Here is a 25,973-nt window from a genome sequence, read left to right as displayed (position 1 = left end):
GCCGCATTACCAAGAGGGAGGAAACACAGTGAGAGAAATACAGTTTGATCATTATTTCTGGCAAAATGATTTTGTCCGTTTGCGAGCGATTGAACAGGATGATTGGGAAGGTCACTATTACAATCGGTTTGATTCACCCGCAAGACGCTTGTTGAATTATGAAGTGGAATTACCTCCGACCGTGGCGGAAGCACAGCGATTTGCTGAAACGTTCATCGATTTCAAACCGGGTACTCGACGCATTATGTTCACCGTAGAAAATTTGCAAGGTGAAAATGTGGGAGGCATCAATCTGAATAGTATTGATGAAAGAAACGGGACGTTCAGTATCGGGCTGCAAATTGACCGCGATCATAGAGGAAAAGGCTATGGGACCGCTGCGATGGCTATTGTATTGCATTATGCCTTCCTGGAACGGAGGCTGAATAAGTATTACGGCCAGGTGCTGGAGGGGAATATCGCGTCAGCGCGGATGCTGGAAAAGCTCGGTTGTGTCCAGGAAGGGGTAAGGAGGCAAATGGTTTACGGTAATGGGCGTTATCATGATGAATGGCTGTTTGGGTTGACGAGCGAGGAATTTGTGAAATGAAGTGCCAAATAAGGTGCCTGACCCCCGGTGCTTTAAAGAACCTGGGGGCAAGCACCTTTTACTCTGAATATAAAAAACCAGCAACAATAGGAGGCGAAAAAAGAATGGACAAAATCAACGGACAAAGAAAATCAAAACTTTTGAATAATCTATTGGATACTTTACAGAGCAAGTACGTCTTTCCGGAAGCAGCAGAGAAGATGACAGAGCATATCAACAAGAACATATCTTCAGGAGCTTATGATGAGATGGAGAGCCTGGCTGATCTTTGCCGATTGTTAACGGAGCAGCTGCAGGAGGTCAGCAAGGATAAACATTTGATTGTAGAGTACAGTCAACAGGTTCTTCCTGAAGAAGAAAAAGACAAGAAGATTGATATGTGGGAACCGGATAAACAGACGACTGAAGAATATAATTTTGGATTTGTAAAGGTGGAGCGTTTCCCTGGTAACATCGGATACCTGGACTTGAGGCTATTTTATCCGCCATATATGGCGGCAGAGACTTGCCATGCGGCTATGGCGTTTTTGGCGAAGACCAATGCACTTATTTTGGATTTGCGTCAAAACGGCGGGGGAGAATCGGACATGGTGGCGCTGCTCCTCAGCTATTTTTTCCCACCAAAGCCTGTACTTCTGAACACTTTTTATTTCAGAGAGGGAGATCGTATGCAGCAGAGCTGGACGCTGCCGTATCTGCCGGGGGCCCGGTATCTTGATAAGGCTTTATATGTTTTAACCAGCAATAGTACTTTTTCCGGTGCGGAAGAATGTGCTTACGATTTGCAGCAGCTGAAGCGTGCAACGTTAGTTGGTGAAACAACCTATGGCGGGGCTCATACTGTCGACAGTTATCGACTGGAAGATCATGTACAGGTATTTATCCCAAATGGAAGGGTGATCAATCCGGTAACAGGGACGGACTGGGAAGGTGTCGGTGTGAAGCCGGATATCGAAGTGCCTGCTGATGAAGCTTTTGATTATGCCTATAAATCGGCTCTTCAGAAATTGAAGGCAGATGTCGAACAGGGAACGTTAAAGCTGGCAATGCGCACTTTAGACGAAGTGAAGGAAGAACTCAGCGAAAGAGTTTAGGGGTTATGACAATGGAAATAAAGTGCCTGTCACTCCCCGGATTTTGTCGATTATCGACAAATATCGGGAAGTGACAGGCACTTCGTTTAATGCGGCATATTACCTGTCTGCGGTGCTTTCGTATAGCTTTGCAGCATCTGGGTCATATCCTGTTCCTTCAATTGCGGTACTTGGTAGTAGCCGTTTTTATTTTGGTAAAGGAACGTTTCGTAACTCATTTCAATGAAATTCGGGATGCTGTCGGCAAAGACGCGGCGCAGCACAGGGTTTGTCATTTCCAGAGCTGTCATGGACAGCATGGAAGCAAGGCCCTTCGTTTGGCCAAGCATGAAGCCGGAAAAGCACTCATCCGTTAATTCATTAACCGACTGTTTCGGTTTCTTTGGCTGTCCAGGCTTCAGGCCGTATGTGACATTGTTGTCTTGCTGCATTTTGTACTGCTGTGTCGGCGTTGATGGATCCTGGCCAGTCTGGAAACTTTCGACGATGGTATTGTAGGTTTGTGTTGCGAAAGCAGTTTGGCGCTGGGCAATATCCTTTAACTCTTGATCCTGGATGTGTTGACTGTACATCTGATACTGCTCCAGCATGCCGATGAGGCCGGAAATGGCTTCGTGGGCATCAAGTATCTCATGCCCTCCGTGGTTCATGCTTGCGTTTGGCGGCATTTGCTGCCCTGGCTGCATTTGGTTTTGCTGTTGGTTTTGGTTTTCCAAGTGAATCCCTCCTGTAAGTGATAGTCGTTTACAGGGTTAGGGTGCTCAGTTTTGGAGTGAATATGTGTGAGATTGTAGGATAAATTTCCATTTTGTACAAAAGGTGCCGTTATTTCCAGTCGGTGAAACAGTTGCATAACGCCAAAACAAGGAGTAAAATATACTTAGTGAATGTAATATATAATTGTCATATAGAAATATTTAACTTGCATTATATTATTTTTATATTGCATAATGTTAAATAATTCTTACATCTTTTCAGCGTTTCTCCAAGGGGGAATATTGTTGGGACAGAAAAATATGAAGCTGAAGTTGGCGCGGATCGAGCAGGATTTGACACAGGAGCAGTTGGCGGAAAAAGTAGGGGTGACCCGGCAAACAATCGGGCTCATTGAAGCGAGGAAGTATAACCCGACACTCCAGTTATGCATTTCAATTTGTAAAGTGTTAGGCAAAACGCTGGATGAACTTTTCTGGGAGGAATAAAAATGAAACAAAAGCAGATTCAAGACGAACGGATCCTGCAAGGGAAAAGGAAAATCAACTCCAGTGCGTTCGGATTGGTATTTATCGGGCTGTGGCTTATTTTGCTTTATCGGCAGTTCATATTGCATCAAGAAGCTGCCGAGTACCTGGATATCTTCCTTTTGACAATTGGGATATCCATCTATATCACCGTCAATAATGTCATGCAGGGGTACTATATCACCTATCGGAAGAATAAAACGAGAACGTCTATCATGTTTGTTGGTGCCCTTGTTGGCACGATCGTTTTTACAGTGATTCAGGCAATCGTGATGAAAGTGGAATTTACAGGTTCTGATCTGTTTCAGCTGTTGCTTGGTGCAGTGATTTTCTTCATTATCTGGCTTGGCGTTCAATTTTTCCTGCTTTCTGCGAGTGAAAAGCAGGCGAATAAAGATATCGACTAAAGCCGCTCATATAACTTTCCTAATATCGTTCTGATGAATTGGCAGAATTGGTTTAAGCATGAATATACAGTAAAGGAAACCGGAAAAATATCTAGAATGCGAATGTAGAAAGGTGCTGGCCAATATGCATGAATTCCTGGACAAGTATAGTGTTGCAATGACTGCCCTGTTTTTTAAGAAGAGTCAATGGTTCAGAGAAAGTGTAGAGAGCCCGGGATTTGAAGATCATCTTAATCATATTGAGATGCCATCCCTTGATATTAAGGCAGAAGGCTTTTATGAAATTGAGGCGGAAACCCTTGCCGGCAAATTGGATCCTGCTTTTCATGTTGTAAAGTGGCTTGGGCCGGAATATCCTACCCTTATCTATCACCATGGCAATAATGAACGCCCATTTAATTATGGATTTGCCACCAAGAATACGTTTAAGTCCGCCATTTTAGCTGAAAAAGATCTATTTAATGCTAATCTGATAAGTGTTCGGGCACCTTTTCATAATGATGGCATGAAGGCTTATTTAGAAAAAATGAGGGACTTGTCCAACTTTACGGCAATGCTGTCAGCTTCAGTTAAATTGATGGAAATGCTGGTGCAGTATTTGAAAAGCAACGGGTGCAGCAAGGTGGCAGTCGCAGGCATAAGCCTCGGGGGCTGGGTTGTGAACCTGCACAGAAGTTATTATAATAGTGCAGATGTTTATCTTCCGATTTTTGCTGGAGCGGCTTTGGATGATCTGTTTTTAACGTCTTATTATAAAAAGCTGGCAAGTGATCTAGTGAAGGAAAATCCGGATTTGATCAGGAACACATTGAATTTTGAAGAAGAATACAAGCAAATTAAGGATGATAATGTGTTTCCTCTATTAGCCCGATTTGACCAAATTATCGAATTTGACAGGCAAAAGAGATGCTACAACGAGAAAGTCATAAGTGTCATTGATAAAGGACACATTACAGGGGCTCTTGCTTCAGAGGAATTGCGCAGTCATCTATTAAATCACCTCAATTCTTAATGGAGCCCTAAGCAGGAGGATGCTTCTTCTGCTTACAAAAAATCTTCCATAATCTTAATAGGAGTGTCACTTCCCGAATTGATGAACTCGGAAAGTGACCTTTTTTATTCAGTCATTAAATGATAAAGATAAATCATCGAATCACCTGTATTCCGAAGCGAAACATTCCCAACAGGATGCGGCCCGCCCGGCAGCACCAGTTCAAACGGATTTCGTTCATCGGTAACAATAGCAAACGCAGCCGGCAATCCGTTAAGAAATGCAATGACTCGCGAAGTCATACCCGGATTGGTCTTCGCTTCAAAGAAAATCTTGCTTACTTCAGAAGGTTCATTCGGAAATGGATAACTCTGGCCGGGTTCCAACAGCGCGCCCTGGTCAGAAATGCAGGGCTCGGGTTCACAGCTTCTTAAAAAGGGCACTTCAACTTGTATGCGTTTTTTGGATTTGACCGTTGCCGTCACTTTCACAGTGCAAGTTAACTTCTGTTTACTTTTTGTATCGTGCTGCTGAATACATGTGCAGGCTGCATTTGTGACATCAAAGAATAGATCTGCCCCTTCTGGATTGGTGAGTGTCACATTTTTCTCAAAAGATATTACCCTGGCAGAATCATGGTCGCCAGAACGCTTGCTGCCAAAGCTGAGAAACACCTTTATTTGCAACTTCACATCCACTACATCCTGCTGCCCATCCACTTCAATTATCTCCAATATGGTGCATTCCGTTTTTGTGATTTCACATGAAGTGTCTTGACCTCTGGAGAATTCAAAGCATTTTTGCTGTTCCAGTTCGAACATGCAGGAATCAAAAATTCTGTCCACTTCGATACATATTCGCTCAGATGGCGCCGGGCATGGGAATTCAATATCCGCTATTGCGATTCCAAGTGGCAGGTCGCCAATGGGGATTGTAGCTGACACGGTATTTGTGCTTGTGCCAATTACAGAAACGCTGTCATCACAGGCGTTGGTCACATAAGCAAAGTTCCCATCCGGTGTTAGGGCTATGTCAAAAGGACAGGCACCAACAGGAATGTTTTTAAGCACTGAATTGGTATCTGTGTCAATAACAGAAACCGTTTCATTCCCGGCATTTGTGACATAAGCGATCTGGCCATCCGGTGTTATGGCGACATTAGTAGGTGCCGTGCCGACAGTGATCGTCGCCGCTACTGTATTCGTATTTAAGTTTATGACAGATACGGTATTGGCTGCGGCGCTTTGTCCCTGGTTTGCGACATACGCAAAGCTGCCGTCTGGCGCAATCGCGATGCCCTGGGGGAAATCTCCGACAGGTATGCTTTTCAAAACAGTATTTGTTTCCGTATCGATAACGGATACCGCATCGGCTTTTGCAATCGTCACATAAGCAAAGTTCCCATCAGGTGTTATGGCAATGCCGATGGGATCCCGGTCAACAGGAATCGTCGTCACGACTGTATTCGTACTTGTATCAATGACAGATATCGTGCCAGAAGGAGAGGTGGCAAGGCCTGAGTTCGCAACATAGGCAAAGTCACCGTTTGGCGTGATCGCGATACCTGCCGGAAAATCCCCGACAGTGATCGTATCAACGACTGTGTTGGTGCATGTGTCAATTACAGCCACAGTATCAGAAAGATTTGTCACATAAGCAAAGGCGCCATCTGGCGTGATGGCGATATCTTTCGTAATATCCCCGGGAGATAAAACGGGGATAGTCGTTACGATGGTATTGGTGCTTGTATCAATCACTGATACTTTATTCGTGTTTGCAACATAGGCGAAAGTAGGTATACTCATCAACCCCTATATTTGTTGTATTAATATATATGCAGGTGCGTAACAAAACATTATCTGAGGGACAGTTCATCGTATAAAGCCCAAAGCTCGGACACCTGATCCCTCCGTCCCTTTAATGAACCCAATGGGTGAAGGAGATGGAGCAGCCATTTACAAAATGGATGTATTAGATTAAAATACTATATGAATGATTGATTGTTCAATCATAAAATCGCGTAAATTGAAGGTGAGAAGTATGGCTCTTTCTGAAAACCAGAAGTTAAAAATGAAAGAAAAACGACAAAAGATCATAGAGGAATCAATCGGCCTTTTTTCAGAACAGGGGTATGAGGGAACGACCATGAAGCAAATAGCCGGGGCAGCGGGAGTCAGCTTCGGCAGTATCTTTACATATTTTGAAAATAAAGAAGAGCTTTTTCATTGTGCCGTTGTCGAACCGCTTGAAGATTATTCGAAGCAAATCCTCAATTTCAATCCGGAAGCTCAAGACACGCTTGATGAACTAAAGAGGATGGTTACGAACCAGATCAGCTTATTTGCGCGTTTTGGCACGTATCTCAATCTGGTCGTTCAAGTGATCTCCCATCATCATCGCTTCGAAAAAACATTTGAGGAATTGGATGCTTTTCATGATTCATTCAGGGCAAAACTCGTAAAACTAATTGAAACAGGGCAGCGAAAAGAACTTCTTTATCATCAAGATCCTCTGTTCATTGCAACTTCTTACACAAGCCTCCTGATGGGTCTGCGCGTAAACTTAACAGAAGAACCGGATAGCGATGTGTGGGAGAAATTCGCCCCGTTTGCGATGCAGCTTTTCGGACCAAAACCAAATTAAGTTTTGGTCTTTTTTTCAAACTATAAATGATTGATTGTTCAATCATTTAAAAAGGAGGAGTCACATGAGTTTTTTCAGTTTCAATTCGACTGTCCGAATCAGGCTTGTCCTGCAATTCATAACAACAATGGCAACAATGTCGGTTACTCCTTACTTAGTCATCTATTTCTCAAACAACCTCGGGGCGGTTGTAACAGGCTTCATGTTTTTAGGTGTAATGGCAGCAAGCATTGTTGGTACCATAATCGGAGGATTTGTATCCGATCATATCGGCAGAAAGAAAGTCATTGTCTTAGCAGAGGCGCTTGTTTCGATGGGATTTGTCGGAGCAGCCTTAGCAAATTCCCCTTTTACCAATCTTCCTTACGTAACGTTTCTTTTGTTTTTGATGATTCATTTCAGTACAGGAGCAGCTGAGCCAGCTTATCAGGCGCTCATTATCGATGTAAGCAATAAAGAGAACAGAAGAAGCATCTACACATTTTCGTACTGGTTTCGGAACCTGGCTATTGCTTTAGGAGGGATGCTCGGGGCGTTTTTGTTTGATGATTTTATTTTTTTCTTGTTTTTGGGGGTTGCTCTCACCACCCTTATTTCCCTGTTCGTCACCATATTTTTTATTGAAGAAACATTCAGGATTGTGCCCGGGAAGAGATTGAAGGAACAGGAAGGCGAACTAGCCAATCGTTTATCTATGTTCAAGTCTTACAAACATGTACTGAAACATAAGGCATTCAGAGCATTAGTTTTCGGTAATTTATTAATCCTCTCCATAGAAGAACAATTGACGAATGTTATTGGAATTCGGTTGAAAAATGAACTTGCGGAACCTCAATCTATATTCCCTTTCCTTCCCCTGGAAGTCGATGGCGTAAATATGATCGGTATTTTAAAGTCAGAAAATACAATCCTGGTTGTGTGCTTGACAGTAGTCGTCTCGATAATGATGAAAAAGCTTGCAGACAGGTTTGTGCTTTTGGTTGGTTTACTCCTTTATTTTGCCGGATTTACGGTCATCAGCTTCAGCAGCATCCCTTCAACCTTGATGATTGCCATGTTTTTTGCATCTTTAGGGGAATTGATGCATATCCCGGTTAAACAGGCATTGCTGGCAAATATGGTGCCGGATCATGCCCGCAGCAAATATATGGCGATTTATAGTTTGTTTTCTATCGTTGGCGTAAGTACGGCAGGAATATTCATCATTATCAGCGCTTGGATCCCGGCCGTTTTCATTACTGTGATATTTGGCGTGATGGGATTGACCTCGATCCTTCTATTTACCTGGCTGACAAAAGAAGTTCAACCGGAAAGGGGAAGGGACATGGGGACAGGAACATCGCCCCAAGTGCAAAGCTGGGACACGTGACCTGTCACTCCGTCCCACTAAACAAAAAAACAAATCCCCCAACAACGGGGGATTTGCGAGTCCAGTAACCTATCAGCTCGTATAAACTTCTTCCTTACCATCCTTGTTAAGCGCCTTGCGGATATAAGGCAAAACATAGTAGTCAAGACCATACTTGCCAGCGTTCGCTCCAGCTACAAGCAGGAAGATTGTCAACAGGACCATTTGCGGGTTGGAGCTTATTGTTCCGGAGAACAGGAATGCAAAGTTCATGGTGATCCCCATCAAGGCTGCGAATGTTGTGAAGATACCAAGGATCAATGCGAGGCCGACAAGGAATTCTCCCCATGGTACAAGGAAGTTGAACAGGCCTACGTAAGGCAGTGCGAATCCTTCCAGGAAAGACGCCCACCAGCCCTGGACAGCCGGGTGATCACCTGAAGCTTTGCCGATCGCGCCGTGCAGGTATCCTGAAGCGTCAAATCCCCCTCCGGTGATTTTTCCCCAGCCGCTTGTGATCCATGAATAGCCAAGATATACTCTGACGATCAATAAGAGTGCAGAAGCGATATTATTATTGCGTAACCACTTAACCATTTTACCCACTCCTTAAAATTGGATTATTTTAGTGAAGTCCTTCTATGTCTATAGATTACCATTATTTACATGATAAAAAAGTGGTTTTTACAATCATTCACATGTTTGTCAATTTATTTTGGCTTCATTATGACATGGGTCATTGACAGTGACTTGGCGGGCGATGCTGGGTGATGTGGCTGCTTAGAAATTTTTATTATGACTTGTTTGCACTCCCTGCAGTTGTGCGGAGGTGAACTGAATTCCTTCATCGTGTGGATTGTTCGGATAAGCCGGATGATACAATGTATGCATCACCATTAAGAAAGAAGGCGGACAGTTGAGTTGGGATTTTTTTAAAAAAAGCAAAAAGGATTATCCTGCCGATCAATACTCAAATCAATATAAAGATGAGGTGTTGCATTCTATAGTAATGGATAACGATCTAACTAAAGTGCCTATTGCTTTCTCATTTTTGCTGACACATTCAAATGACTTGAAAAAAAGGACGGTTGAGGCTCTTCATCTATGTCTATCCCAGTTAACGAGCAAAGAGGTATTAGCATTAGATACGCTCTTCAGAAACAGAACTTCTATGGATTGGTCATATGATTGGAAAAATGAGTCACCAAAGAACCTTTACTTTTCAGATATCTCTGATGATGAGAAGGTAACCGTTTTAGGGCTGGGTACCTTTCATCCAAATGGATTCTTCAGGGAAAAAGCTCTAAAGTTATTAGGGGCATTTGAGACAGGAAGAGAAGTTCCATTTTTACTGCTACGGTGCAATGACTGGGTTTTTGAGGTTAGGAATATAGCGAAGAGTCTTATTCACAATCGTATAAAGGTCAGCTATGCCGAACAAATTGTAAAGCACTTGCCGATTGTGTTTAAGTTAAAGAACTCTAACCGCGTTGATCACAGTGTTCTCATTGAAAAAGTAGTAACACTCCTTTTACAGCAAGAAGCTGTCCCTTTCCTGCACAAGGGAACAAAATCAAAAGATAATAAAATCAGGTACTTCAGCTATAAAATTATGATCTATTCGAACATGTTTAAAAGAAGTTCGCTAGTTGAATATTTAAAACTGGAAAAAGAGCCTCATTCACGGCTGTTATTATTTAATGAAATAATGAATGACATCAATGAAAATGAATTTAATGCGTATTACTCAATTTTAAAAAGAGATAAATTTCCAAAGATACGTGCTGAAGTTTTACTGAAAAGCTATACTTTTAATCCTCATCAAAGTAGAGAAGACCTTGAAAAAGCTCTGTTTGATAAAAGTGGGACTATAAGGTCGATAGCAAGATTTTTATTAAAGAAACTGGGCATTACTGATTTTGCCTCTTACTATATAAAGGTGATCAACCATCCCCATAATGAGAATTTACGCGGAGCTTTATTAGGAATTGGAGAAGTTGGTGATAAAAATCATATCGAAGCGGTTCTGCCGTTTCTGGAATCTGAAAAGGCTGGAAATGTGAAAGCTGCCATTCGTGCCATATCAATGCTGGACGCTAATAACTATAGGTCTGAATTTATAAAGATGCTGAGTCATGATCATAATGGAATTGCGAAAGAAGCCAGAAAGGCGTTGCAAAAAACTTTTTACAATGACAAGGTGAATGAAATATATCGAGTATATAAAGAGGGAAAAACCCCTCACAGTAAATATAATGCTGCTATTTTGCTAGCGTCACTTCCAAAGTGGGATTCTATCCGATTCATTATTGAGTTTTATGTAAATCACAACGACGATTCGATCAGTGATTATGGCAAATTACAGTTGGTAAAATGGATTGCAGCTTTTAACAGGACTTTTAGTGCGCCGAGTAAAGAACAGGAAGCGTCTATCAGACAAGCATTAATGAGGTACGGAAGTGAATTGGACGAAGAAGATAGAAGACATATAGAGTTTTATTTAAAGGGGTTTTAATTTTTCTTCTTATAAATAGGTTCATAATAACTTTTATATAGCGGTGCCTGTCACTCCTCGATTTATGTCGACTATCGACAAATTCCGAGGAGTGACAGGCACGTTGTATATCTGCGGCACCATGTGTAGGGACGCGGGAATTGTCTCTCCCTCCGTCCCTAGGCTGAAGGACAGTTGAGGTTGGGTATACTTAATGTGTGATTCTTATTTCGAGGAGTGAAGAGGTCATATGAAAAAGTTGACGGTAACGGAAGAAGCAGCCGATTGGTTCATATCTGAATTGGGGCTGGAACAGGGGGATTACGTTCGCTTTGTGGTTAAAATATATGGAGGCATCCCCACGGTCCATCCCGGTTATTATCTGGGGCTAGCGACAGGAAAAGAAGGGACCGTCACCATCAAAGATGAAGTGAAAGGCATCACGTTTTATTTCAGTGAACAGGATGCATGGCTTTTGGAAGAGCACGATTTGCATATCAAAAACACAGAACAAGGTCTGGAGTACGAATTCAACGAACAGGGGCCTTGACTTGACCAGCCCGAATCAGGCGAAAATCCAAACGACCTTCAAGTGGTGAGGTGACCGGAGTTTCTCCCCGAGAGGGATTGGGAAAGTATCTTGAATTGAGGGGGAACCCTGTCGCCGTGAACCCCGAACCCCGCTTTTGCGTGTGGGGATATAGTGGTGCATGCACCTGCCGTTTTACCGCGGTATGGAGGCATGCATCTTTTTTAGTACCAGATATTAATACTTGTTTCTTATTTTTGGTTTTTTGTAACAATTCTCACATATGTAAGAACGAATCTTTGATAAGGTTTAAGGCATAGGCTCGAGAATGGGTGGCAGTTTCCGTCCATTGATTCGCATGATGAGGGTCAAATTTTCCAGAAACGGGGTTATGTAGTGAACGCATTGCAGATAGGAAATATGAAACCGAACGTTCCGATTTTACAAGGGGGAATGGGCGTAGGCATTTCGTTAAGCAGGCTTGCGGCGGCTGTGGCGAATGCCGGCGGAATCGGTACAATTTCCGGAACCGGCATTTCAACCGAAGAATTAAGGGGTCATATCGCCAGAGCAAGGGAGCTGACAAAAGGGGCGGGATATATCGGTGTGAACGTGCTGTTTGCCATGAATGACTTTGCGGAGAAGATGAAGGCCGCAATGGAAGAGAAAGTGGATTTCATCGTATCCGGAGCTGGCATTTCAAGGGATATGTATGCATGGGGAAGGGAGTATGGGGTGCCGGTCATTTCCATTGTTTCATCTGCGAAGCTGGCCAGGCTTTCTGAAAGGTTAGGTGCTGCGGCCATTGTGGTGGAAGGTCATGAGGCAGGGGGGCATCTCGGAACGGACAGGCCTTTGTTCGACATCCTTCCTGAAGTGGCGGCAGCTGTTAACGTGCCGGTTATTGCTGCCGGCGGGATTTTGACCGGCGAGGATATCGCCAGGGCAATGAGGCTGGGCGCTTCAGGCGTTCAGCTGGGTACACGTTTTGTGGCAAGTGAGGAGTGCGATGCCCCCGAGTCGTTTAAACATACATACATTGGTGCGGAAAAAGAAGACACACTATTGGTGAAAACGACTGTCGGTTTACAGGGAAGAGCGATTAAAAACGCCCTTACAGATAAAATCATCGAGGGGAAGAAGTTGAAAATCGAAAAATGCGTGGCTTGCTTAAAGAAATGTTCCCATCAGTTTTGCACGCTGGACTCGCTATACAAGTCCATGAACGGCGATGTGACGGATGGACTGGTATTCTCCGGAGCAAGGGTTGGCGAAATCAAAGACATTTTGCCGGTGAAAACCATTATGGATCGGCTTATGGAGGAATATCAGAACATTAGCGAAAGGGTTCCGGCTCATTAAGCGGTGTCCCCCTATGGAGGTTGTCCTCATTTTCTTATGAAAAAGGCTGCGTTAAAGCTCAATGTTGATTTCTTTCACTAGTTGATTGGAGTGGAAGGTGCGAGACTCCGGCAGGAAGCAGGTACAGATGTCGTACTTGTGCTGTGGTGAAAGCGAGTACCTGCAGCAGAAATCAACACTAGCGTTTAACAGAGCCGTTAAAAAAACAGTAAAAAAGAGCGGCCGGCATCGTCTTGATGCGGGCCGCTCTTCGTTTAATGAACAGGCACTGTTTATGTCATGGAAATATTCTATAGATATGCAAACACTAGCACTGACCTTCGTGTGATTTTTTTTGTATACCCAGTGTGTTATTTTATAGGTAAGTGCCTGTTGTGCTGAGCGGCCGGAAAACAACTGGGGTAAACTATCTATAGAGAGGGCAATATATGATGCTGATTACGAAAAAAGCATTGGCTGAGTCATTAAAAAAACAAATGCAAACAATACCGCTAGCCAAGATTACGGTTAACAATATTGTTAAAGAATGTGAATTGAACAGACGTACCTTTTACTATTATTTTAATGACATCTATGATCTTTTGGAATGGATTTATAAAACCGAGCTTAAGGAAGTAGTCGGAGAAGATAAGACGTATGTGTCGTGGCAAAAAGGGCTTTTGGAAATATTCAAGTATTTGTATAAAAATAAAAAAATAGTAATGAACACCTATCATTCAATCGATCGAGACATTTTGGAAAATCATTTATATAATGAATCCTTTACGATTATACTGGGAGTTGTAAATGAATTCGCAAAAGGTCTGAATGTATCAGAACAAGATAAACGATATGTGGCGAACTTTTATAAAATTGCTCTGGTAGGGGTAATCATTGATTGGATAAAAAATAATATGATGGAAGACACTGAAGAAATTGTCCATAACCTTGACAAAATCATAAGCGGGGAGATCTATAGAGCCTTATTGAAATACGAAAAAAAGGAAAGTTAATAAAACATAACTTTCCTTTTTTAGAGTGTGTAAATAATAGTGTGTTCTTTTCGGTTTCAACTAAACGCTCTCAAAATACTGTTACTTTATATCAAACCTTCTAAAGATGTATTGCTTAACAATTTTTTAATGATCGGCTCAGCTGGCAACGGCCGGCCGCTATTTAATGTTTTAACGGCATTGGCGATCACACGGATGTCATATTGACTCGGATATATTTCAGGTGGATTTTTTTCGAGTCCAAGTAAAGTATATACAGCGATCATCGCAGAACGGACGGAATATTCTACAGTAAATACACAATCCCCTTCAATCTCTGCAAATTGCCCTAAAAATGCAAGGTTTGCACTTCCTTCAGGCACTACTTGCGGCCGGTCCCCTTTAACACGAGGCATAAATTGGCTTGTGATGTACGGCATCATCGAAGGAATGACAATGGATGTATCAATATATTCTTGCATATCTTTCTCATCAATACCAAGATGATATAAAAGTTCCTGTAATAATTCCCTGCCGGTACAGTCACTCATTCTCTTTTTAATGAAATCGCCTTCGTTATCAGGGAATAAACCGTATGCCCAGAGGACGATCACATCTTTAGGCTGGTCAAGAAACTGGGGTTGTCTATTTACCGTAACACTTAATAACCAGCTTGAGTCTTTAACGGTTATGATTCCCCCTGTTACAGTCCGATGCGGAACGATTTTGCGTTCAGCAAATTTCTCGACAAGTTCTCTCATTTTAGGGCCCCTGGCCGTTATCGTATAGGATTCCCATTTGCTTTTCTCAATATCACCACAGAAGACTTCCGGGTTTCCGAATGACGCATCTTTTTCAGCGATTTTCTTCCACAGACTCCAGCTTCCGCCATCGCTTTTATCTAAAACTGGAGCTTTGTCCATGCTTCCGAGCGTGGAGTTTTCCGTCATCGAGCCATTCGTGAAGAATACCAGGTCATTTTCAGTCGTTTTAATCACTTCTTGTTTTTTGCCATCGCGAGTTAAATGAATTCCTGTAACTGTTTTTTTATTTCCGGCAATATCGATATCTAAATCCGTTACTTGTGTATTTAAGTCAAATACCACACCCTGTGATTCGAGCGATTTTTTAAGGGGCAGAACCATGGAATCGTATTGATTGTATTTAGTGAATACTAATCCTTCCATTCGGCTCATTCCCGGCATCAAATGGATAAAACGATGCATATAACGTTTCATCTCTACCACACTGTGCCAGGGTTCAAATGCAAACATACTTCTCCAATATAGCCACATATCCGTTTCTAAGAATGAATCATCGAAAAATTGTTCAACGGTAGCTGCACCTAAAGACTCTTCTGTTGCAAGAAATAACTTAGTGAGCTGCTTGACGTGATGTTCAGCTAATCCGAGACTTGAAAAATCAAGTTTTTCACCACGATTGGCAATTGCACGGCAATTTGAATAGTTAGGATCAACAATATTTAATTCTCTGAATTCTTCTAAAACCGTTCTTTCAGGGTCTTCCAGAGAGGGAACTCCTCCGAATAAATCCCACACACATTCATAATGTTCTTCCATTTCTCTTCCGCCGCGGGCAAGATATCCATCCTCCGCATTTCCGGAACCATCCAAAGCGCCGCCGATAACATGATCCTGTTCTAAAATCGTAATCTGTTTACCGTCCATATGACCATCACGAATCAAGTATTCAGCAGCAGCTAATGAAGCGATGCCTCCACCGATTAAATATGCCTTTTTGTTTTCAATTCCTTTAGGTTTTACCGGGTTGATCCTTTCATAACTTCCCATAATTCAATTTATCCTCCTTTAAGTTAAGTATCCTGTTCCATTTAAATGATATAGAGTAAAAATATATAGTGAAATTACCAAAGGAGGCTAAGTGTGCAAATTTGAAACAAAGTCTTTGAATTGTGCAGGTCTTATGATAAAAGTACCAGCTAAATATTGAATAGATACGTGTGTAAATCAAAAAGCAAACCCCCTATCAGCAGGGGATTTGCCGGTCCGGAAATCTATTAGTTTGTATAAACTTCTTTTTTATCATCCTTGTTCAAGACCTTCCGGATATAAGGCAGCACATAGTAATCAAGGCCATACTTTCCAGCATTCGCTCCAGCTACTAGCAGGAAGATCGTCAACAGGACCATTTGCGGGTTCGTGCTGGTTGTTCCGGAGAGCAGGAATGCAAAGTTCATGGTGATCCCCATCAAAGCTGAGAATGTTGTGAAGATGCCAAGGATCAATGCGATTCCGACAAGGAATTCTCCCCATGGTACAAGGAAGTTGAACAGGCCGACGTTAGGGAGTGCGAATCCTTCAAGGAAAGAAGCCCACCAGCCCTGGACAGCAGGATGGTCTCCTGAAGCTTTGCCGATCGCGCCGTGCAGGAATCCGGAAGCATCAAATCCTCCTCCAGTGATTTTCCCCCATCCGCCTGTGATCCATGAATATCCAAGATAAACTCTGACGATCAATAAGAGTGCAGAAGCGATGTTATTATTGCGTAACCAATTAACCATTTTGCCCACTCCTTAAAATTGGATTGTGTTGGTGAATTCTTTCTACGTCTATAGATTACCATGATTTACATGGTGAAAAAGTGGTTTTTCCAATCATTCACATCGTTGTCAATTTCTTTTGGCTGAATTGTGACATTGGTCATTGACAGAGACTCGGCGGATATATCCGGGCGGTTCCTGAATGATCTTGTTTAGAAATATCGGCCGTTATTTGTTAAGACTTTATAATTGCTGGTGCTCATACCAGTTGTGATCGGTTCTATTTTTTCAACCTGTTTGCTGGTATCGTAATCGCTAAAGACTTTTTGCACTTGAACTAAATCTATTGGTATACGTTCGCAAATGATTAAAGGGACAATCAAGCTCACAAGCTTCCATATAATCACGGTTTGTCTATCATTCATAAACGAACAACTTGTAATCGCACTTCATTAATGTTTTTCATAACTAACACATTTCTTTGCTATAGTGTTGTCATCAATGAGGTTAAAAGGAAAACCGCAGATATAGAAATAAAAAAGAGGTGTCAGTTGTTATGAAACATATATTTAAAAGTGTGGTAATCGTTTTTCTGACTATGATTGTTTTAGGTGGTTGTAATAAGGGAGAGACAGCTGCCAATGAGGAAAAAGCAACTGTTCAGAGCAATGAATCAATAGAACAAGTAAGTGAAGAGGATATTATTGAACAGGCAATTGTTGATTTCTATACGTACTATCCCGATAATAAGCACATTTTAAATGTCGATGAGGTAAAAGAGTATCTTGATAGCTTTTTTATCCTTGATGTCCGCCCTCAAGATTCCTTTCATAAAGGACATTTGCCGGGAGCTGTGAATATCCCGCTAAAAGAAATCGGGAAAAGGTTTAATGAAATACCAGAAGATAAACGCGTGCTGGTCATTTGTACAACTGGCCAAAGTGCTGCTCAAACATCAGGTGTATTAAATGTAGGCGGGAAAGAGGCGTCTTCATTGTCTGGGGGATTTGTGGCATGGGAGGAAGCTGGACTGAACGTCGAGCAATAAGTGCATGCATGGATTATTTTGTTTCAGCGCAATGTTTCAAAGAAATTACATAGGAAAAACCTTGCTGCATGTACAAAGCAAGGTTTTTTTAATCTGTTCTGCATTCTATTGGAACGAAAAGGGAGGAGAGTCACTGTTCAACAACTGCCCCGTTGCCCTTTAGTGTGTCAATTACCTGGTCGATTTTAGCACGCACTTTTTTATAATCAATCGTCTTCCAATGCTCAAGAATTGGAATAAGTTCCGTTTTACCGGATGCTGCAACTTTATCCAATAGCAGGAGAATCATGCCGCGGTTTCGATCTTTCAATGTTTCGACAAACTTAAATTCCCCGCTATCAGCAGCCGTGATCAGGTTCTCAAGCAGCTCACTCGCATAGGTTTCCCGCTCGATTTCCCAGCCTTTGTCTGAGAATACAAGAAGCGGCAATTTGTAGTCGTATTCGAGGTCTAAATAGTCGCTCAAGATCATCCAGTCAATTTTCGCGAGAATGTCGGCCTGTTTTGTTCCTTTGAAGGCACCGTAGACGGGGCACTTGTCCAGTTCGAGGGCGAGGACTTTTTTGTCTTTTGACCCGGCAAGGATTTTCGCAAGCATGTGCCGGCCGCCTTGCATGATTAATTCATCCGCTCCCCGCAAGATCACTTTCATTTCTTCCATCGGCAACGACTTGATTCCTTTTGCATCAAGCTGATAACGGACCCGTTTTACTTTTGGCATGAGACAACCTCCAGTTTATGATCTTAAGCTTTATTTTAACGAACGGAGGGCGAGCTGTCACTTCGGTTGTACGCGAAACTGAAATTGGCTACCCGGGATTTGGCAGCAGCTGCTGGATTGGATAAATGCTGGATACAGGCACCGGTTTTTCTGGAAGTGCTTCAGTAAAAAACATGCAAAAAAACAAACTCAATGCGCTTTACTGTGGTAAAATTTAACTATGATAATTGTCACAATGCAGAGTACATAAAGGGGGGGTTCGTTATGGCAGATAGCTCCACTTCATATGAAAATAATCACTTCCATTTTATTATAGATAAATGTATGCAGCTTGGATTTGTGATTCATTTCGCATGGGCGTTTTTGTTTTTCTGGCTGAATGCCGGGATGATGGGTTATCTCAATCTTGCCAGTTCACTGGCTTATCTTGTGGGATATCACCTTAATAAAAAGAGTCATACTTCCACGGCATTATTGATCGGTCATCTCGAAATCGTGATTTATGCCTCGCTTGCCGTTTATACACTCGGATCAAATTCAGGGTTTCAGTATTTCATCCTGGATGCGATTATCGTCACCTTCATTGCCCCGCAACCTCGCTTGATTTTGAAGTCTTTCATCCTTATCATCGATACGGCTGTATTTGCTGCCTTATCTTTGCTATTCAGAACGCCTTTTATCCAGTTGGAATCAACCGTTTTAAACGGCCTTCATCTAATGAATATTGTCACGCTCTTCCTTACTCTTGCAATCGCCACTCACTTTTTTCGTACCGTGACCGTTTCAGCTGAAGATAATCTTGTTGAACTTAATAAGGAGCTTGAGGTTCTTGCCAATACCGATATGTTGACCAATCTCTTAAATCGCAGAAGCATGTTTGCCATCATTAATGAAGAAGCGGAGCATCTTAAAAAGTTTCAAAAGCCTCACACGCTCATTCTCGCTGATATTGATGACTTCAAATCTATTAATGATTCCTTCGGACATGATTGCGGCGATTTTGTTTTGAAGGAATGCTCTTCTTTTTTAAAAAGTTCTCTCAGGAAAAACGATTATATTGCCCGATGGGGCGGGGAGGAATTCTTGATTGTCCTCCATGAGACAGATCAGAATGAAGCGTATCGTATGATTGAACGAATCAGAGCAAACCTGGATAAAGAGACATTTCATTACCAGGGCATCGATTTGAGTATTTCCCTCACATTCGGGATGACAGAGTATAACGATCCGGCCTTGGATGCTTCTGAGTATATTAAGAAGGCGGATAAGGCGTTGATCATCGGAAAGAATCAAGGGAAAGATTGCGTTGTTGTTTTGTGATGGGAATATCAAATAATGATATAATAGATATAGAAATCAGAATATTTCATGAAAATGAATGGAAAGGAAGTTTATATGAAAGTCGCAATCTTCGACTTTGACGGAACGTTATTTCCTGAAGAAACATTCCCATTGATGATGAGCCACTTAAAAACCCACCCTTTACATAGCAAAAAATACCGCCTATTCATGTCACGGATTTTACCGGGGTATGTGGCATATAAGTGCAAGCTTTACCCTGAGCAGAAAATGAAAGAACTGTCGATGCGCTCCTATATCTCTTCTTTCGGCACCGCCCTTAAAGCGGAAATCGAGCAATTTTTTGCCGAGCTGGGAGATGCGATGAGCGAGAAACTGAGTGAACCGGTGCTGGACAGGCTTGAACAGCACAGGAGGGAGGGCTATTACATCATGCTGGTTTCCGGAGCATTCGAGCCCCTTTTACATTCTGTTACAAAGAATGTGAACGTTGACTATATTGTCGGGACCCGTATTCCGTATGAAAATGAGCAATTGGATAAGCGCACACCTGTAAACCATGTACACGGTGCCCGGAAAACGGAGAAAATTGTCGTGCAGCTTGCCGATTCCGAAGTAGACTGGAAGAACAGTTTTGCATACGGGGACAGCTATTCGGATCTGGATGTCCTGGAATTGGTGGGGAATCCTGTTGCGGTGAAGCCGGAGCCGCGCCTTTTGCAGGTTGCGGAGGAGCGTAAGTGGGAGGTGCTTTAGAAACGACAAGTGCCAGTTATTTCCCGGGTTATGTTGAATTTTGTCAAATTCCTGTAATGCCACTTTACCAGGAAGAGCTGGAATATGAGTCCGGCCGTTTAGGGATTGTATTAGTAAGTAATAAAATAAAATGGTTAGGAATTGGCACTGCAATTGACAGCTAAACAGCGAAAACAGCATAATAAAAAGGAGCTTGGAAACCAAGCTCCTTTTGTTATGAATTGAATGATCTCTTATTCAACTGACGCTTCCGTTAACACAATAAGAAAGAACCCAAGAATGGTCCTCCCTTATTAAAATATTCTATCGACCTATCACTCGGTTACATTTTTTATAACTGCCATTTCCTTACCGAACCTATCACCATTATCAATAAATCCCAAACTCGAGTATAAATTATGCGCTCCTAAATTTTCAGGATGATAACCCACAACAATTTTTTTTGCATTAGGTAATTTAGACATTTCTGTAATCATTAACTTAGTTGCAGCTTTACCTATACCCTTGCCTTGGAATTCCTTATCCACCATTATTCTATATACCCAATAACCATCAAGTTCTTCTTGAACAGAATTGTACATCAAAAAGCCAACTATCTTATCTTCAGCATAAATAGCATATGGCTTTAATGTAGGCTCAAACTTTGACTGAGCTATTGATATAGCATTTGGCTCCATGTATTCTTTTTGTTCTGTTGATACCTCTAACTCACAACATTCGTACCAGTTTTCTGCATTTAATTCTACGATTTTTACATTTTCTGTACTCATAATTTTCCCCTTTCAAAATTTGGGGAAACGCTAAACAACTTTGTTAATTAGTCGTTATCCCCTTGTAGTCATTAATAATATAAATTCTTTTGTTTGTCATAATGAACGCCTACTTTATATAGATTTTACCATATAAATCCATAATCCTTATTAAAGATTACTGCTCCGTTAGTAGAACAAATAAAAATCAAAAATAAACAATGGATTTATCACTCTTTTTGACATACTAATCCGATAAGTGACAATAGGTTGTGTCATTTTGCTAAATGGGGTGTTAATTCCTACGTATTTGTTTTAGTAATAAATCCCTTTGTATCAATTAAAATAAGCAGTCCAATTCTATGGCTAATTGGACTGCTATTTTGGTGTGTTATTTACCAGTCTCGTTAGGCTTAAAATATTTTGGAGGATTTATAACAGTAATGAAAAAAGGAGGTGCGGTTATGCGCCTCCTTTTTAAAACAAAATCAACTTTCCGTCCGTTTCTGAAAATCCGAAATAGCTGAATAATATGGGCTCATTGCATCAGCCAGCCCTTTATAAATCTGATAAAGCTCAGCATAACGCTCATGATTTTCACCATTTGGCGTTACCGTTTCTTTCATAGGAATAGAGCTTTTAATCGAATCGAAGCTGTCAACAGCTCCGATTGCAACAAGTGCTGTCCATGCGGCGCCCCAGGCCGAGCTTTGATGACTGATCGGTACATGGACCTCTTTGTTAAAGATATCGGCCAGGATTTGCAGCCACACGTGTGATCTGGCGAAACCTCCGCTTGCATAGATTTTTGCCGGTGGGCCCGCAAGTCTGCTGAGTGCTTCGCCAACGTGATAGATGCTGAAAATGACTCCTTCCATTGCCGCCCGCATAAAATGTTCCTTCTTATGGGTGGCATTCACTCCGAAAAAGCTTCCGCGCGCATCTGCATTCCAGATAGGGGCCCGTTCCCCGTTCAAGTATGGGTGGAAGAGCAGTCCGGCAGCACCGGGCGGCACCTTTGATGCCAAAACGGAAAGATCCTCAAACGAAAGATCCTTACCATGAAATAGTTCCTTTGCCCAATTTAGGACGAGTCCGCCATTGTTAATCGGTCCGCCCAAAATCGACAATTCTTCCGAAAAAGAATAGCAGAACGTCTGCTGCAGTGCGTCGGTTTCGGGGCTTGTGCCAAATTGCCTGATGGCTCCGCTTGTTCCGATTGTGATTGCGGTCTCACCAGGCTGAATCGCACCGATACCGAGATTGGCGAGTGGTCCGTCACTTCCAGCTAAGACAAATGGCGTATCGGGGGAAATGCCCATTTTTTCGGCAACATCATCGGACAGTCCGCGCCGGATTTCGGTAGGGGGGACTGGTTTCCCGAGCTGTTCTTTTGTAATGCCGGCAAGTTCGAGTGCAGCTTCATCCCAATCGAGTTTCCTTAAATTGAACATTCCCGTTGCGGCTGCAACTGAATAGTCGACAATGGCTTCGCCAAACCATCTGTATAGTAAGTATTCTTTGATGGAGAAGAACCAATCAGCCTTTTCATAGGCTTCAAACTTGTTTTCTTTCATCCATATGAGCTTAGGAAGCGGAGACATCGGATGAATTGGCGTACCTGTTCGCAGGTATATATCTGTTCCGGCTGTACTTGTCTTCAATGCTTCAGCCTGTTTGGTGCTTCTGCCGTCGGCCCATGTGATGGAGTTTGAGAGCGGGATCCCCTCTTTATCACAGCAAATCAGGGAGTGCATCGCGCTGGATAGACCGATTCCAAGCAGTTCACCTGATGAAAGGGAAGCATCTTCTGCCACAGTACGGATTGTGGAAATCGCTGCTTCTTCAATTTCAGCCGGATTTTGTTCCACCCATGCCGGCTGCGGATAATAAAGGGGATATGCAGTTTCAGCTTCTGCTTTGACACGGCCGTCCAGGTCAAACAGGACAACTTTTACGCTTGTGGTGCCGATATCAAGGCCGATTATATACTGTTTTCCCAATGTAGACTCACCTTTCTCTTATACTCGTTTTAACGAGATCGCGCTCCGCATTTTTTGGAGCGGCGCTTTCATTTTGTCATTCAGTTTTACGCTTACATTAACATAAAGGGCATCCAGAATACTGAGCTGGGCAAGGCGTGAAGCGGAAGCCTCGGGACGGTACTCCGTTTCTTGAGATACGGTGAAAAGCGGAATATCCACACTTTTGCTCAGCGGAGACCTGGCGAAATTCGTAATCCCGATTGAGGTAGCCCCATTTTTCTTGATTACTTCAAGTACTTCCAATATATCTTTGCTTGCCCCCGAATGGGATATCAGGATGACGACATCTTCCGGTGAAAGCTGTGAAGCACTCATGATTTGCAGATGGCTGTCTGTATAAGCAACAGATGGGATGCCGATCCGCAGTAGTTTGTGGTGACCATCCATGGCAACAACCCCGGAGCCGCCGTTTCCGTACAGTTCTATTTTTCTGGCATTCACAAGGGCATCGATCGCTTTTTTAAGCTGTTTGCCGTCAATGATCTGCATCGTGTCCTCAAGCGTGCGGATATTGGATTGGAATACTTTTGCCGCAATCGTTTTCTCATCATCTTCCGCGCTGATTTTTTCATGGATATCTGTCATCGGGGAACTCATCCGAATTTCGGATGCCAGTGCAATCTTAAGGGCCTGATATCCTTTGTAACCGACTGTACGGCAAAAACGAAACACGGTCGCATCCGAGACCCCGAGATCATCTGCTGCCTGGCTGATTGAACTGTGGATGATTTTATCAGGATTATTTACTATGTAATCGGCAACCAGCTTTTCCTTTTCACTGAATTGCGGGTAGGACGACTGGATCCGATTCAGTGTATGGTTAGTGGATGACATGAATATAACCTCCTTTTTTCCTTTATTAGACATATAAAAACGGTTCCATTTATGAAGAAATTTTTTTTCATGAAAAATAATCCTTCACATTTTATTCAATTATTCGCTTTGCGACTTCACTACTATTTTACCTCTAAAATCAAGGATTTACAGCTATTATACCCTAATTTTAGAGAAAAAAATAACTTTCATGGCAACTATTGCAAAGAAAAGAAATTGATGTATAATGAGCCTTGTAAGAAAATTTTTTTCACTTGTCGGACAGGGTTGAAAGGGGTTACAAAGATGAAGGTTGCGATGATCGGCCTTGGAAAAATGGGTTACAACCTTGCGTTGAACCTGTTGGACCACGGGCATACAGTTGTCGCGAACGACGTCAATGAGGACCAGATCAGAAAGATTTCTGAGGAAGGTGCATTAGGAGCGTTCTCTATTGAAGAAGTCGTGCAGCAACTAGAAAAACCGCGTATCATCTGGCTGATGATTCCGGCTGGCGAACCAACGGAACATGTGCTTTCCCAATTAGGGGAGCATTTAGAAGCTGGAGACATTGTGATTGATGGCGGAAATTCCAATTACAAAGACTCGCTTCGACGAGGACAGATGATGGAAGAACAGGGGATCCACTTTTTTGATTGTGGGACAAGCGGCGGAACAGAGGGAGCACGGCATGGTGCATGCACCATGATCGGCGGAAATGCCGATATGTTCAAAACCATTGAACCTTTGTTTAAAGACGTCACAATTGAAAACGGTTACTTTTATTCAGGTCCATTAGGAAGCGGCCATTTTTTAAAAATGGTACATAACGGAATTGAATACGGCATGATGCAAGCTGTTGCAGAAGGGTTTGACATCCTTGAAAAAAGCCAATTCGATTACGATTATGAAGGGGTTGCAAAAGTCTGGAACAACGGATCGGTCATCCGTTCCTGGCTGATGGAGCTGACTGAAAATGCTTTCTCAAAAGATCCGAAGCTTTCCGGAATTAAGGGAGTTATGAATTCTTCCGGAGAAGGCAAGTGGACAGTTGAAACAGCTCTAGATCTGGAAACAGCCGCACCGGTGATTGCGCTTTCGCTCATGATGCGTTACCGCTCCCAGGAGGATGATACATTCACTGGCAAGGTGGTAGCAGCTTTGCGAAATGAGTTTGGCGGCCATGAGGTAGTTAAAAGCTAGCAATAGCTAGTTAAAAATAAAAAGGGGGATATAAAAAAATGAAAAAGATATTATCATTGTTGGTAGCTGTAATGATGATTGCTGCTCTTGCAGCATGCGGAGGAGGGACTGAAGAAAGCTCTTCTTCAGGAAACGGCGACGGAGGCGGCGACAGCGGCAGCGAAGAATCAAAAACAATCCGTGCCGGAATTGGTCTTAATGATCAGCACCCGCAATATAAAGGTCTATTGAAGTTTAAAGAAATCGTTGAAGAAAAAACAGATGGTGCAATCACTGTTGAAACGTACCACAGCGGACAGCTTGGCGATGACCGCACAATGACAGAAGCATTGCAGCTTGGTTCCCAGGAAGTTACAATTCCTTCAACTGCGCCGCTTGCAAACTTTGTCCCTGAATTCAGCGTGTTTGACTTCCCGTTCTTATTCCCGAACGAAGAAGTGGCTGACAAAGTCCTTGATGGCGAAGTTGGCCAGAAATTTCTTAAGAAGCTTGAAGACCAGGATCTTATGGGTCTTGCATACTGGGAAAATGGATTCCGTAACGTAACAAACAGTGAGCGTGCCATTGCCTCTGCAAAAGATTTCGAAGGCTTGAAGCTTCGTACAATGGAAAACGATCTTCACCTTGAAGCATTCCGTGCGCTTGGTGCGAACCCGACTCCAATGGCATTTACTGAACTTTTCACTGCTATGCAGCAAGGTACTGTTGATGGCCAGGAAAACCCGTATGCGACAATTTATCTGCAAAAGTTCTATGAAGTACAGGATCATGTATCCAATACTCAGCATATCTACAGCCCATTCGTATTCTTGATGAGCAAATCGTTCTATGACGGCTTGACTGAAGAACAGCAAACAATCGTTAAAGAGGCTGCTGTTGAAGCTGGTCAGTATGAGCGTGAACTGAATCGTGAAGCGAACAACAAATATCTTGAAGATCTTCAGGCAGAAGGCATGACATATACTGAAATCCCTGCAGAAGGCCATGAAGAAATGAAAGAATTGGTAAAGCCGGTCATTGATAAATATGCAGAAAAAATCGGTAAAGATGTCGTACAGGAAGTCTATGATGCGGTAGAAGAGGCATCTAAATAATAGTTGAAAAACTAAAGAGAAGAAAAGGCTTTGGAGGCGGGTACCATTCTTCAAA

26 protein-coding genes are annotated in these 25,973 nt (G+C 42.6%); 17 read left to right on the top strand and 9 right to left on the bottom strand.

Annotated elements, in window-relative coordinates; translation table 11 throughout:
• Positions 1-28: 28 nt before the first annotated feature.
• A complete protein-coding gene (locus A4U59_RS12530; RefSeq protein WP_070120921.1) occupies positions 29-589 on the top strand; it encodes a GNAT family N-acetyltransferase in 561 nt (186 codons plus the stop codon).
• 104 nt (positions 590-693) lie between these two features.
• A complete protein-coding gene (locus A4U59_RS12525; protein WP_070120920.1) occupies positions 694-1,683 on the top strand; it encodes a S41 family peptidase in 990 nt (329 codons plus the stop codon).
• Positions 1,684-1,769: 86 nt separating this feature from the next.
• Here A4U59_RS12525 and A4U59_RS12520 read toward each other — a convergent pair whose 3' ends face one another.
• On the bottom strand, positions 1,770-2,369 hold the full coding sequence (locus A4U59_RS12520) for a spore coat protein (protein ID WP_070120979.1): 600 nt from the start codon (positions 2,367-2,369) through the stop codon (positions 1,770-1,772).
• Between the two features lie 330 nt (positions 2,370-2,699).
• Here A4U59_RS12520 and A4U59_RS12515 point away from each other — a divergent pair, with 330 nt between their 5' ends.
• From A4U59_RS12515 to A4U59_RS12505, 3 genes are all read left to right on the top strand, one after another.
• Positions 2,700-2,885, top strand: coding sequence for a helix-turn-helix transcriptional regulator (locus A4U59_RS12515; protein WP_245680554.1), 186 nt, complete (start codon positions 2,700-2,702; stop codon positions 2,883-2,885).
• Positions 2,886-2,887: 2 nt separating this feature from the next.
• Entirely contained in the window at positions 2,888-3,331 is a 444-nt protein-coding gene (locus A4U59_RS12510; protein ID WP_070120918.1) for a DUF6773 family protein, read from the top strand.
• Positions 3,332-3,455: 124 nt separating this feature from the next.
• Positions 3,456-4,343 carry an alpha/beta hydrolase family protein gene (locus tag A4U59_RS12505; RefSeq protein ID WP_070120917.1) on the top strand — a complete coding sequence of 296 codons (888 nt, stop codon included), beginning with the start codon at positions 3,456-3,458 and terminating at the stop codon, positions 4,341-4,343.
• 104 nt (positions 4,344-4,447) lie between these two features.
• Here A4U59_RS12505 and A4U59_RS12500 read toward each other — a convergent pair whose 3' ends face one another.
• Positions 4,448-6,127 (bottom strand): beta-propeller fold lactonase family protein, encoded by a 1,680-nt coding sequence (locus tag A4U59_RS12500; RefSeq protein WP_070120916.1) that lies wholly within the window; start codon positions 6,125-6,127, stop codon positions 4,448-4,450.
• A 265-nt stretch (positions 6,128-6,392) separates the two neighbouring features.
• Between A4U59_RS12500 and A4U59_RS12495 the strand changes: the two genes are divergently transcribed.
• Together A4U59_RS12495 and A4U59_RS12490 are read left to right on the top strand one after the other, a co-directional pair.
• Positions 6,393-6,965 carry a TetR/AcrR family transcriptional regulator gene (locus A4U59_RS12495; RefSeq protein ID WP_245680552.1) on the top strand — a complete coding sequence of 191 codons (573 nt, stop codon included), beginning with the start codon at positions 6,393-6,395 and terminating at the stop codon, positions 6,963-6,965.
• Between the two features lie 64 nt (positions 6,966-7,029).
• On the top strand, positions 7,030-8,334 hold the full coding sequence (locus tag A4U59_RS12490; protein WP_070120914.1) for an MFS transporter: 1,305 nt from the start codon (positions 7,030-7,032) through the stop codon (positions 8,332-8,334).
• Positions 8,335-8,406: 72 nt separating this feature from the next.
• Here A4U59_RS12490 and A4U59_RS12485 read toward each other — a convergent pair whose 3' ends face one another.
• On the bottom strand, positions 8,407-8,910 hold the full coding sequence (locus A4U59_RS12485) for a DoxX family protein (RefSeq protein WP_070120913.1): 504 nt from the start codon (positions 8,908-8,910) through the stop codon (positions 8,407-8,409).
• A 319-nt stretch (positions 8,911-9,229) separates the two neighbouring features.
• On the opposite strand from A4U59_RS12485, the gene A4U59_RS12480 reads away from it, so the two are divergent.
• From A4U59_RS12480 to A4U59_RS12460, 4 genes are all read left to right on the top strand, one after another.
• Positions 9,230-10,828, top strand: a complete 1,599-nt coding sequence (locus A4U59_RS12480; RefSeq protein WP_070120912.1) for a HEAT repeat domain-containing protein — start codon at positions 9,230-9,232, stop codon at positions 10,826-10,828.
• A 229-nt stretch (positions 10,829-11,057) separates the two neighbouring features.
• Entirely contained in the window at positions 11,058-11,357 is a 300-nt protein-coding gene (locus tag A4U59_RS12475; protein ID WP_070120911.1) for a HesB/YadR/YfhF family protein, read from the top strand.
• Between the two features lie 399 nt (positions 11,358-11,756).
• Positions 11,757-12,698 carry an NAD(P)H-dependent flavin oxidoreductase gene (locus tag A4U59_RS12470; protein ID WP_070120978.1) on the top strand — a complete coding sequence of 314 codons (942 nt, stop codon included), beginning with the start codon at positions 11,757-11,759 and terminating at the stop codon, positions 12,696-12,698.
• Positions 12,699-13,126: 428 nt separating this feature from the next.
• Positions 13,127-13,690 carry a TetR/AcrR family transcriptional regulator gene (locus A4U59_RS12460; protein WP_070120909.1) on the top strand — a complete coding sequence of 188 codons (564 nt, stop codon included), beginning with the start codon at positions 13,127-13,129 and terminating at the stop codon, positions 13,688-13,690.
• 86 nt (positions 13,691-13,776) lie between these two features.
• Here A4U59_RS12460 and A4U59_RS12455 read toward each other — a convergent pair whose 3' ends face one another.
• On the bottom strand, positions 13,777-15,480 hold the full coding sequence (locus A4U59_RS12455) for an oleate hydratase (protein WP_070120908.1): 1,704 nt from the start codon (positions 15,478-15,480) through the stop codon (positions 13,777-13,779).
• 227 nt (positions 15,481-15,707) lie between these two features.
• Positions 15,708-16,211 carry a DoxX family protein gene (locus A4U59_RS12450; RefSeq protein WP_070120907.1) on the bottom strand — a complete coding sequence of 168 codons (504 nt, stop codon included), beginning with the start codon at positions 16,209-16,211 and terminating at the stop codon, positions 15,708-15,710.
• 535 nt (positions 16,212-16,746) lie between these two features.
• Between A4U59_RS12450 and A4U59_RS20905 the strand changes: the two genes are divergently transcribed.
• A complete protein-coding gene (locus A4U59_RS20905) occupies positions 16,747-17,238 on the top strand; it encodes a rhodanese-like domain-containing protein (RefSeq protein ID WP_083270827.1) in 492 nt (163 codons plus the stop codon).
• 130 nt (positions 17,239-17,368) lie between these two features.
• Here the strand turns inward: A4U59_RS20905 and A4U59_RS12440 are convergent, their stop codons facing one another.
• Positions 17,369-17,959 carry an RQC-minor-1 family DNA-binding protein gene (locus A4U59_RS12440; protein WP_070120906.1) on the bottom strand — a complete coding sequence of 197 codons (591 nt, stop codon included), beginning with the start codon at positions 17,957-17,959 and terminating at the stop codon, positions 17,369-17,371.
• 264 nt (positions 17,960-18,223) lie between these two features.
• On the opposite strand from A4U59_RS12440, the gene A4U59_RS12435 reads away from it, so the two are divergent.
• The 3 genes from A4U59_RS12435 to A4U59_RS12425 are packed head-to-tail and all read left to right on the top strand — an operon-like array spanning position 18,224 to position 20,178.
• Positions 18,224-19,279 carry a GGDEF domain-containing protein gene (locus tag A4U59_RS12435; RefSeq protein WP_070120905.1) on the top strand — a complete coding sequence of 352 codons (1,056 nt, stop codon included), beginning with the start codon at positions 18,224-18,226 and terminating at the stop codon, positions 19,277-19,279.
• A 48-nt stretch (positions 19,280-19,327) separates the two neighbouring features.
• Positions 19,328-20,014 (top strand): HAD family hydrolase, encoded by a 687-nt coding sequence (locus A4U59_RS12430; RefSeq protein WP_245680551.1) that lies wholly within the window; start codon positions 19,328-19,330, stop codon positions 20,012-20,014.
• On the top strand, positions 19,999-20,178 hold the full coding sequence (locus A4U59_RS12425; protein ID WP_070120903.1) for a hypothetical protein: 180 nt from the start codon (positions 19,999-20,001) through the stop codon (positions 20,176-20,178). Before A4U59_RS12430 ends, A4U59_RS12425 begins: the two co-directional genes overlap by 16 nt.
• 150 nt (positions 20,179-20,328) lie before the next feature.
• Here A4U59_RS12425 and A4U59_RS12420 read toward each other — a convergent pair whose 3' ends face one another.
• The 3 genes from A4U59_RS12420 to A4U59_RS12410 all read right to left on the bottom strand — a co-directional run bounded on the left by A4U59_RS12420 (position 20,329) and on the right by A4U59_RS12410 (position 23,642).
• Positions 20,329-20,784, bottom strand: coding sequence for a GNAT family N-acetyltransferase (locus tag A4U59_RS12420; protein ID WP_070120902.1), 456 nt, complete (start codon positions 20,782-20,784; stop codon positions 20,329-20,331).
• A gap of 467 nt (positions 20,785-21,251) precedes the next feature.
• Complete coding sequence (locus tag A4U59_RS12415; protein ID WP_070120901.1) at positions 21,252-22,766, bottom strand: gluconokinase; 1,515 nt, start codon at positions 22,764-22,766, stop codon at positions 21,252-21,254.
• Between the two features lie 18 nt (positions 22,767-22,784).
• Entirely contained in the window at positions 22,785-23,642 is an 858-nt protein-coding gene (locus tag A4U59_RS12410; RefSeq protein ID WP_070120900.1) for a MurR/RpiR family transcriptional regulator, read from the bottom strand.
• 285 nt (positions 23,643-23,927) lie between these two features.
• Between A4U59_RS12410 and gnd the strand changes: the two genes are divergently transcribed.
• Positions 23,928-24,824 carry a phosphogluconate dehydrogenase (NAD(+)-dependent, decarboxylating) gene (gnd, locus tag A4U59_RS12405; protein ID WP_070120899.1) on the top strand — a complete coding sequence of 299 codons (897 nt, stop codon included), beginning with the start codon at positions 23,928-23,930 and terminating at the stop codon, positions 24,822-24,824.
• Positions 24,825-24,862: 38 nt separating this feature from the next.
• Positions 24,863-25,918: a TRAP transporter substrate-binding protein gene (locus tag A4U59_RS12400; RefSeq protein WP_070120898.1), complete on the top strand. Its 1,056-nt coding sequence runs from the start codon at positions 24,863-24,865 to the stop codon at positions 25,916-25,918.
• The last annotated feature ends 55 nt before the right edge of the window (positions 25,919-25,973 follow it).

Origin of the sequence: Bacillus marinisedimentorum (assembly GCF_001644195.2) — a bacterium.
GTDB classification, from domain to species: Bacteria; Bacillota; Bacilli; order Bacillales; family Bacillaceae_O; genus Bacillus_BL; species Bacillus_BL marinisedimentorum.
This window is presented reverse-complemented; position numbering and strand designations above follow the sequence as displayed.

Excerpts from the sequence above, each read along its gene's own strand:
- A4U59_RS12515 (WP_245680554.1), top strand. The coding sequence starts at position 2,700 with ATGAAGCTGAAGTTGGCGCGGATCGAGCAGGATTTGACACAGGAGCAG.
- A4U59_RS12520 (WP_070120979.1), bottom strand. The coding sequence starts at position 2,369 with ATGCAGCCAGGGCAGCAAATGCCGCCAAACGCAAGCATGAACCACGGA.
- A4U59_RS12505 (WP_070120917.1), top strand. The coding sequence starts at position 3,456 with ATGCATGAATTCCTGGACAAGTATAGTGTTGCAATGACTGCCCTGTTT.
- A4U59_RS12470 (WP_070120978.1), top strand. The coding sequence starts at position 11,757 with ATGAAACCGAACGTTCCGATTTTACAAGGGGGAATGGGCGTAGGCATT.
- A4U59_RS12440 (WP_070120906.1), bottom strand. The coding sequence starts at position 17,959 with ATGCCAAAAGTAAAACGGGTCCGTTATCAGCTTGATGCAAAAGGAATC.
- A4U59_RS12475 (WP_070120911.1), top strand. The coding sequence starts at position 11,058 with ATGAAAAAGTTGACGGTAACGGAAGAAGCAGCCGATTGGTTCATATCT.
- A4U59_RS12450 (WP_070120907.1), bottom strand. The coding sequence starts at position 16,211 with ATGGTTAATTGGTTACGCAATAATAACATCGCTTCTGCACTCTTATTG.
- A4U59_RS20905 (WP_083270827.1), top strand. The coding sequence starts at position 16,747 with ATGAAACATATATTTAAAAGTGTGGTAATCGTTTTTCTGACTATGATT.
- A4U59_RS12510 (WP_070120918.1), top strand. The coding sequence starts at position 2,888 with ATGAAACAAAAGCAGATTCAAGACGAACGGATCCTGCAAGGGAAAAGG.
- A4U59_RS12455 (WP_070120908.1), bottom strand. The coding sequence starts at position 15,480 with ATGGGAAGTTATGAAAGGATCAACCCGGTAAAACCTAAAGGAATTGAA.
- A4U59_RS12435 (WP_070120905.1), top strand. The coding sequence starts at position 18,224 with ATGGCAGATAGCTCCACTTCATATGAAAATAATCACTTCCATTTTATT.
- A4U59_RS12430 (WP_245680551.1), top strand. The coding sequence starts at position 19,328 with ATGAAAATGAATGGAAAGGAAGTTTATATGAAAGTCGCAATCTTCGAC.
- A4U59_RS12500 (WP_070120916.1), bottom strand. The coding sequence starts at position 6,127 with ATGAGTATACCTACTTTCGCCTATGTTGCAAACACGAATAAAGTATCA.
- A4U59_RS12490 (WP_070120914.1), top strand. The coding sequence starts at position 7,030 with ATGAGTTTTTTCAGTTTCAATTCGACTGTCCGAATCAGGCTTGTCCTG.
- A4U59_RS12410 (WP_070120900.1), bottom strand. The coding sequence starts at position 23,642 with ATGTCATCCACTAACCATACACTGAATCGGATCCAGTCGTCCTACCCG.
- A4U59_RS12495 (WP_245680552.1), top strand. The coding sequence starts at position 6,393 with ATGAAAGAAAAACGACAAAAGATCATAGAGGAATCAATCGGCCTTTTT.
- A4U59_RS12460 (WP_070120909.1), top strand. The coding sequence starts at position 13,127 with ATGATGCTGATTACGAAAAAAGCATTGGCTGAGTCATTAAAAAAACAA.
- gnd (WP_070120899.1), top strand. The coding sequence starts at position 23,928 with ATGAAGGTTGCGATGATCGGCCTTGGAAAAATGGGTTACAACCTTGCG.
- A4U59_RS12420 (WP_070120902.1), bottom strand. The coding sequence starts at position 20,784 with ATGAGTACAGAAAATGTAAAAATCGTAGAATTAAATGCAGAAAACTGG.
- A4U59_RS12525 (WP_070120920.1), top strand. The coding sequence starts at position 694 with ATGGACAAAATCAACGGACAAAGAAAATCAAAACTTTTGAATAATCTA.
- A4U59_RS12485 (WP_070120913.1), bottom strand. The coding sequence starts at position 8,910 with ATGGTTAAGTGGTTACGCAATAATAATATCGCTTCTGCACTCTTATTG.
- A4U59_RS12400 (WP_070120898.1), top strand. The coding sequence starts at position 24,863 with ATGAAAAAGATATTATCATTGTTGGTAGCTGTAATGATGATTGCTGCT.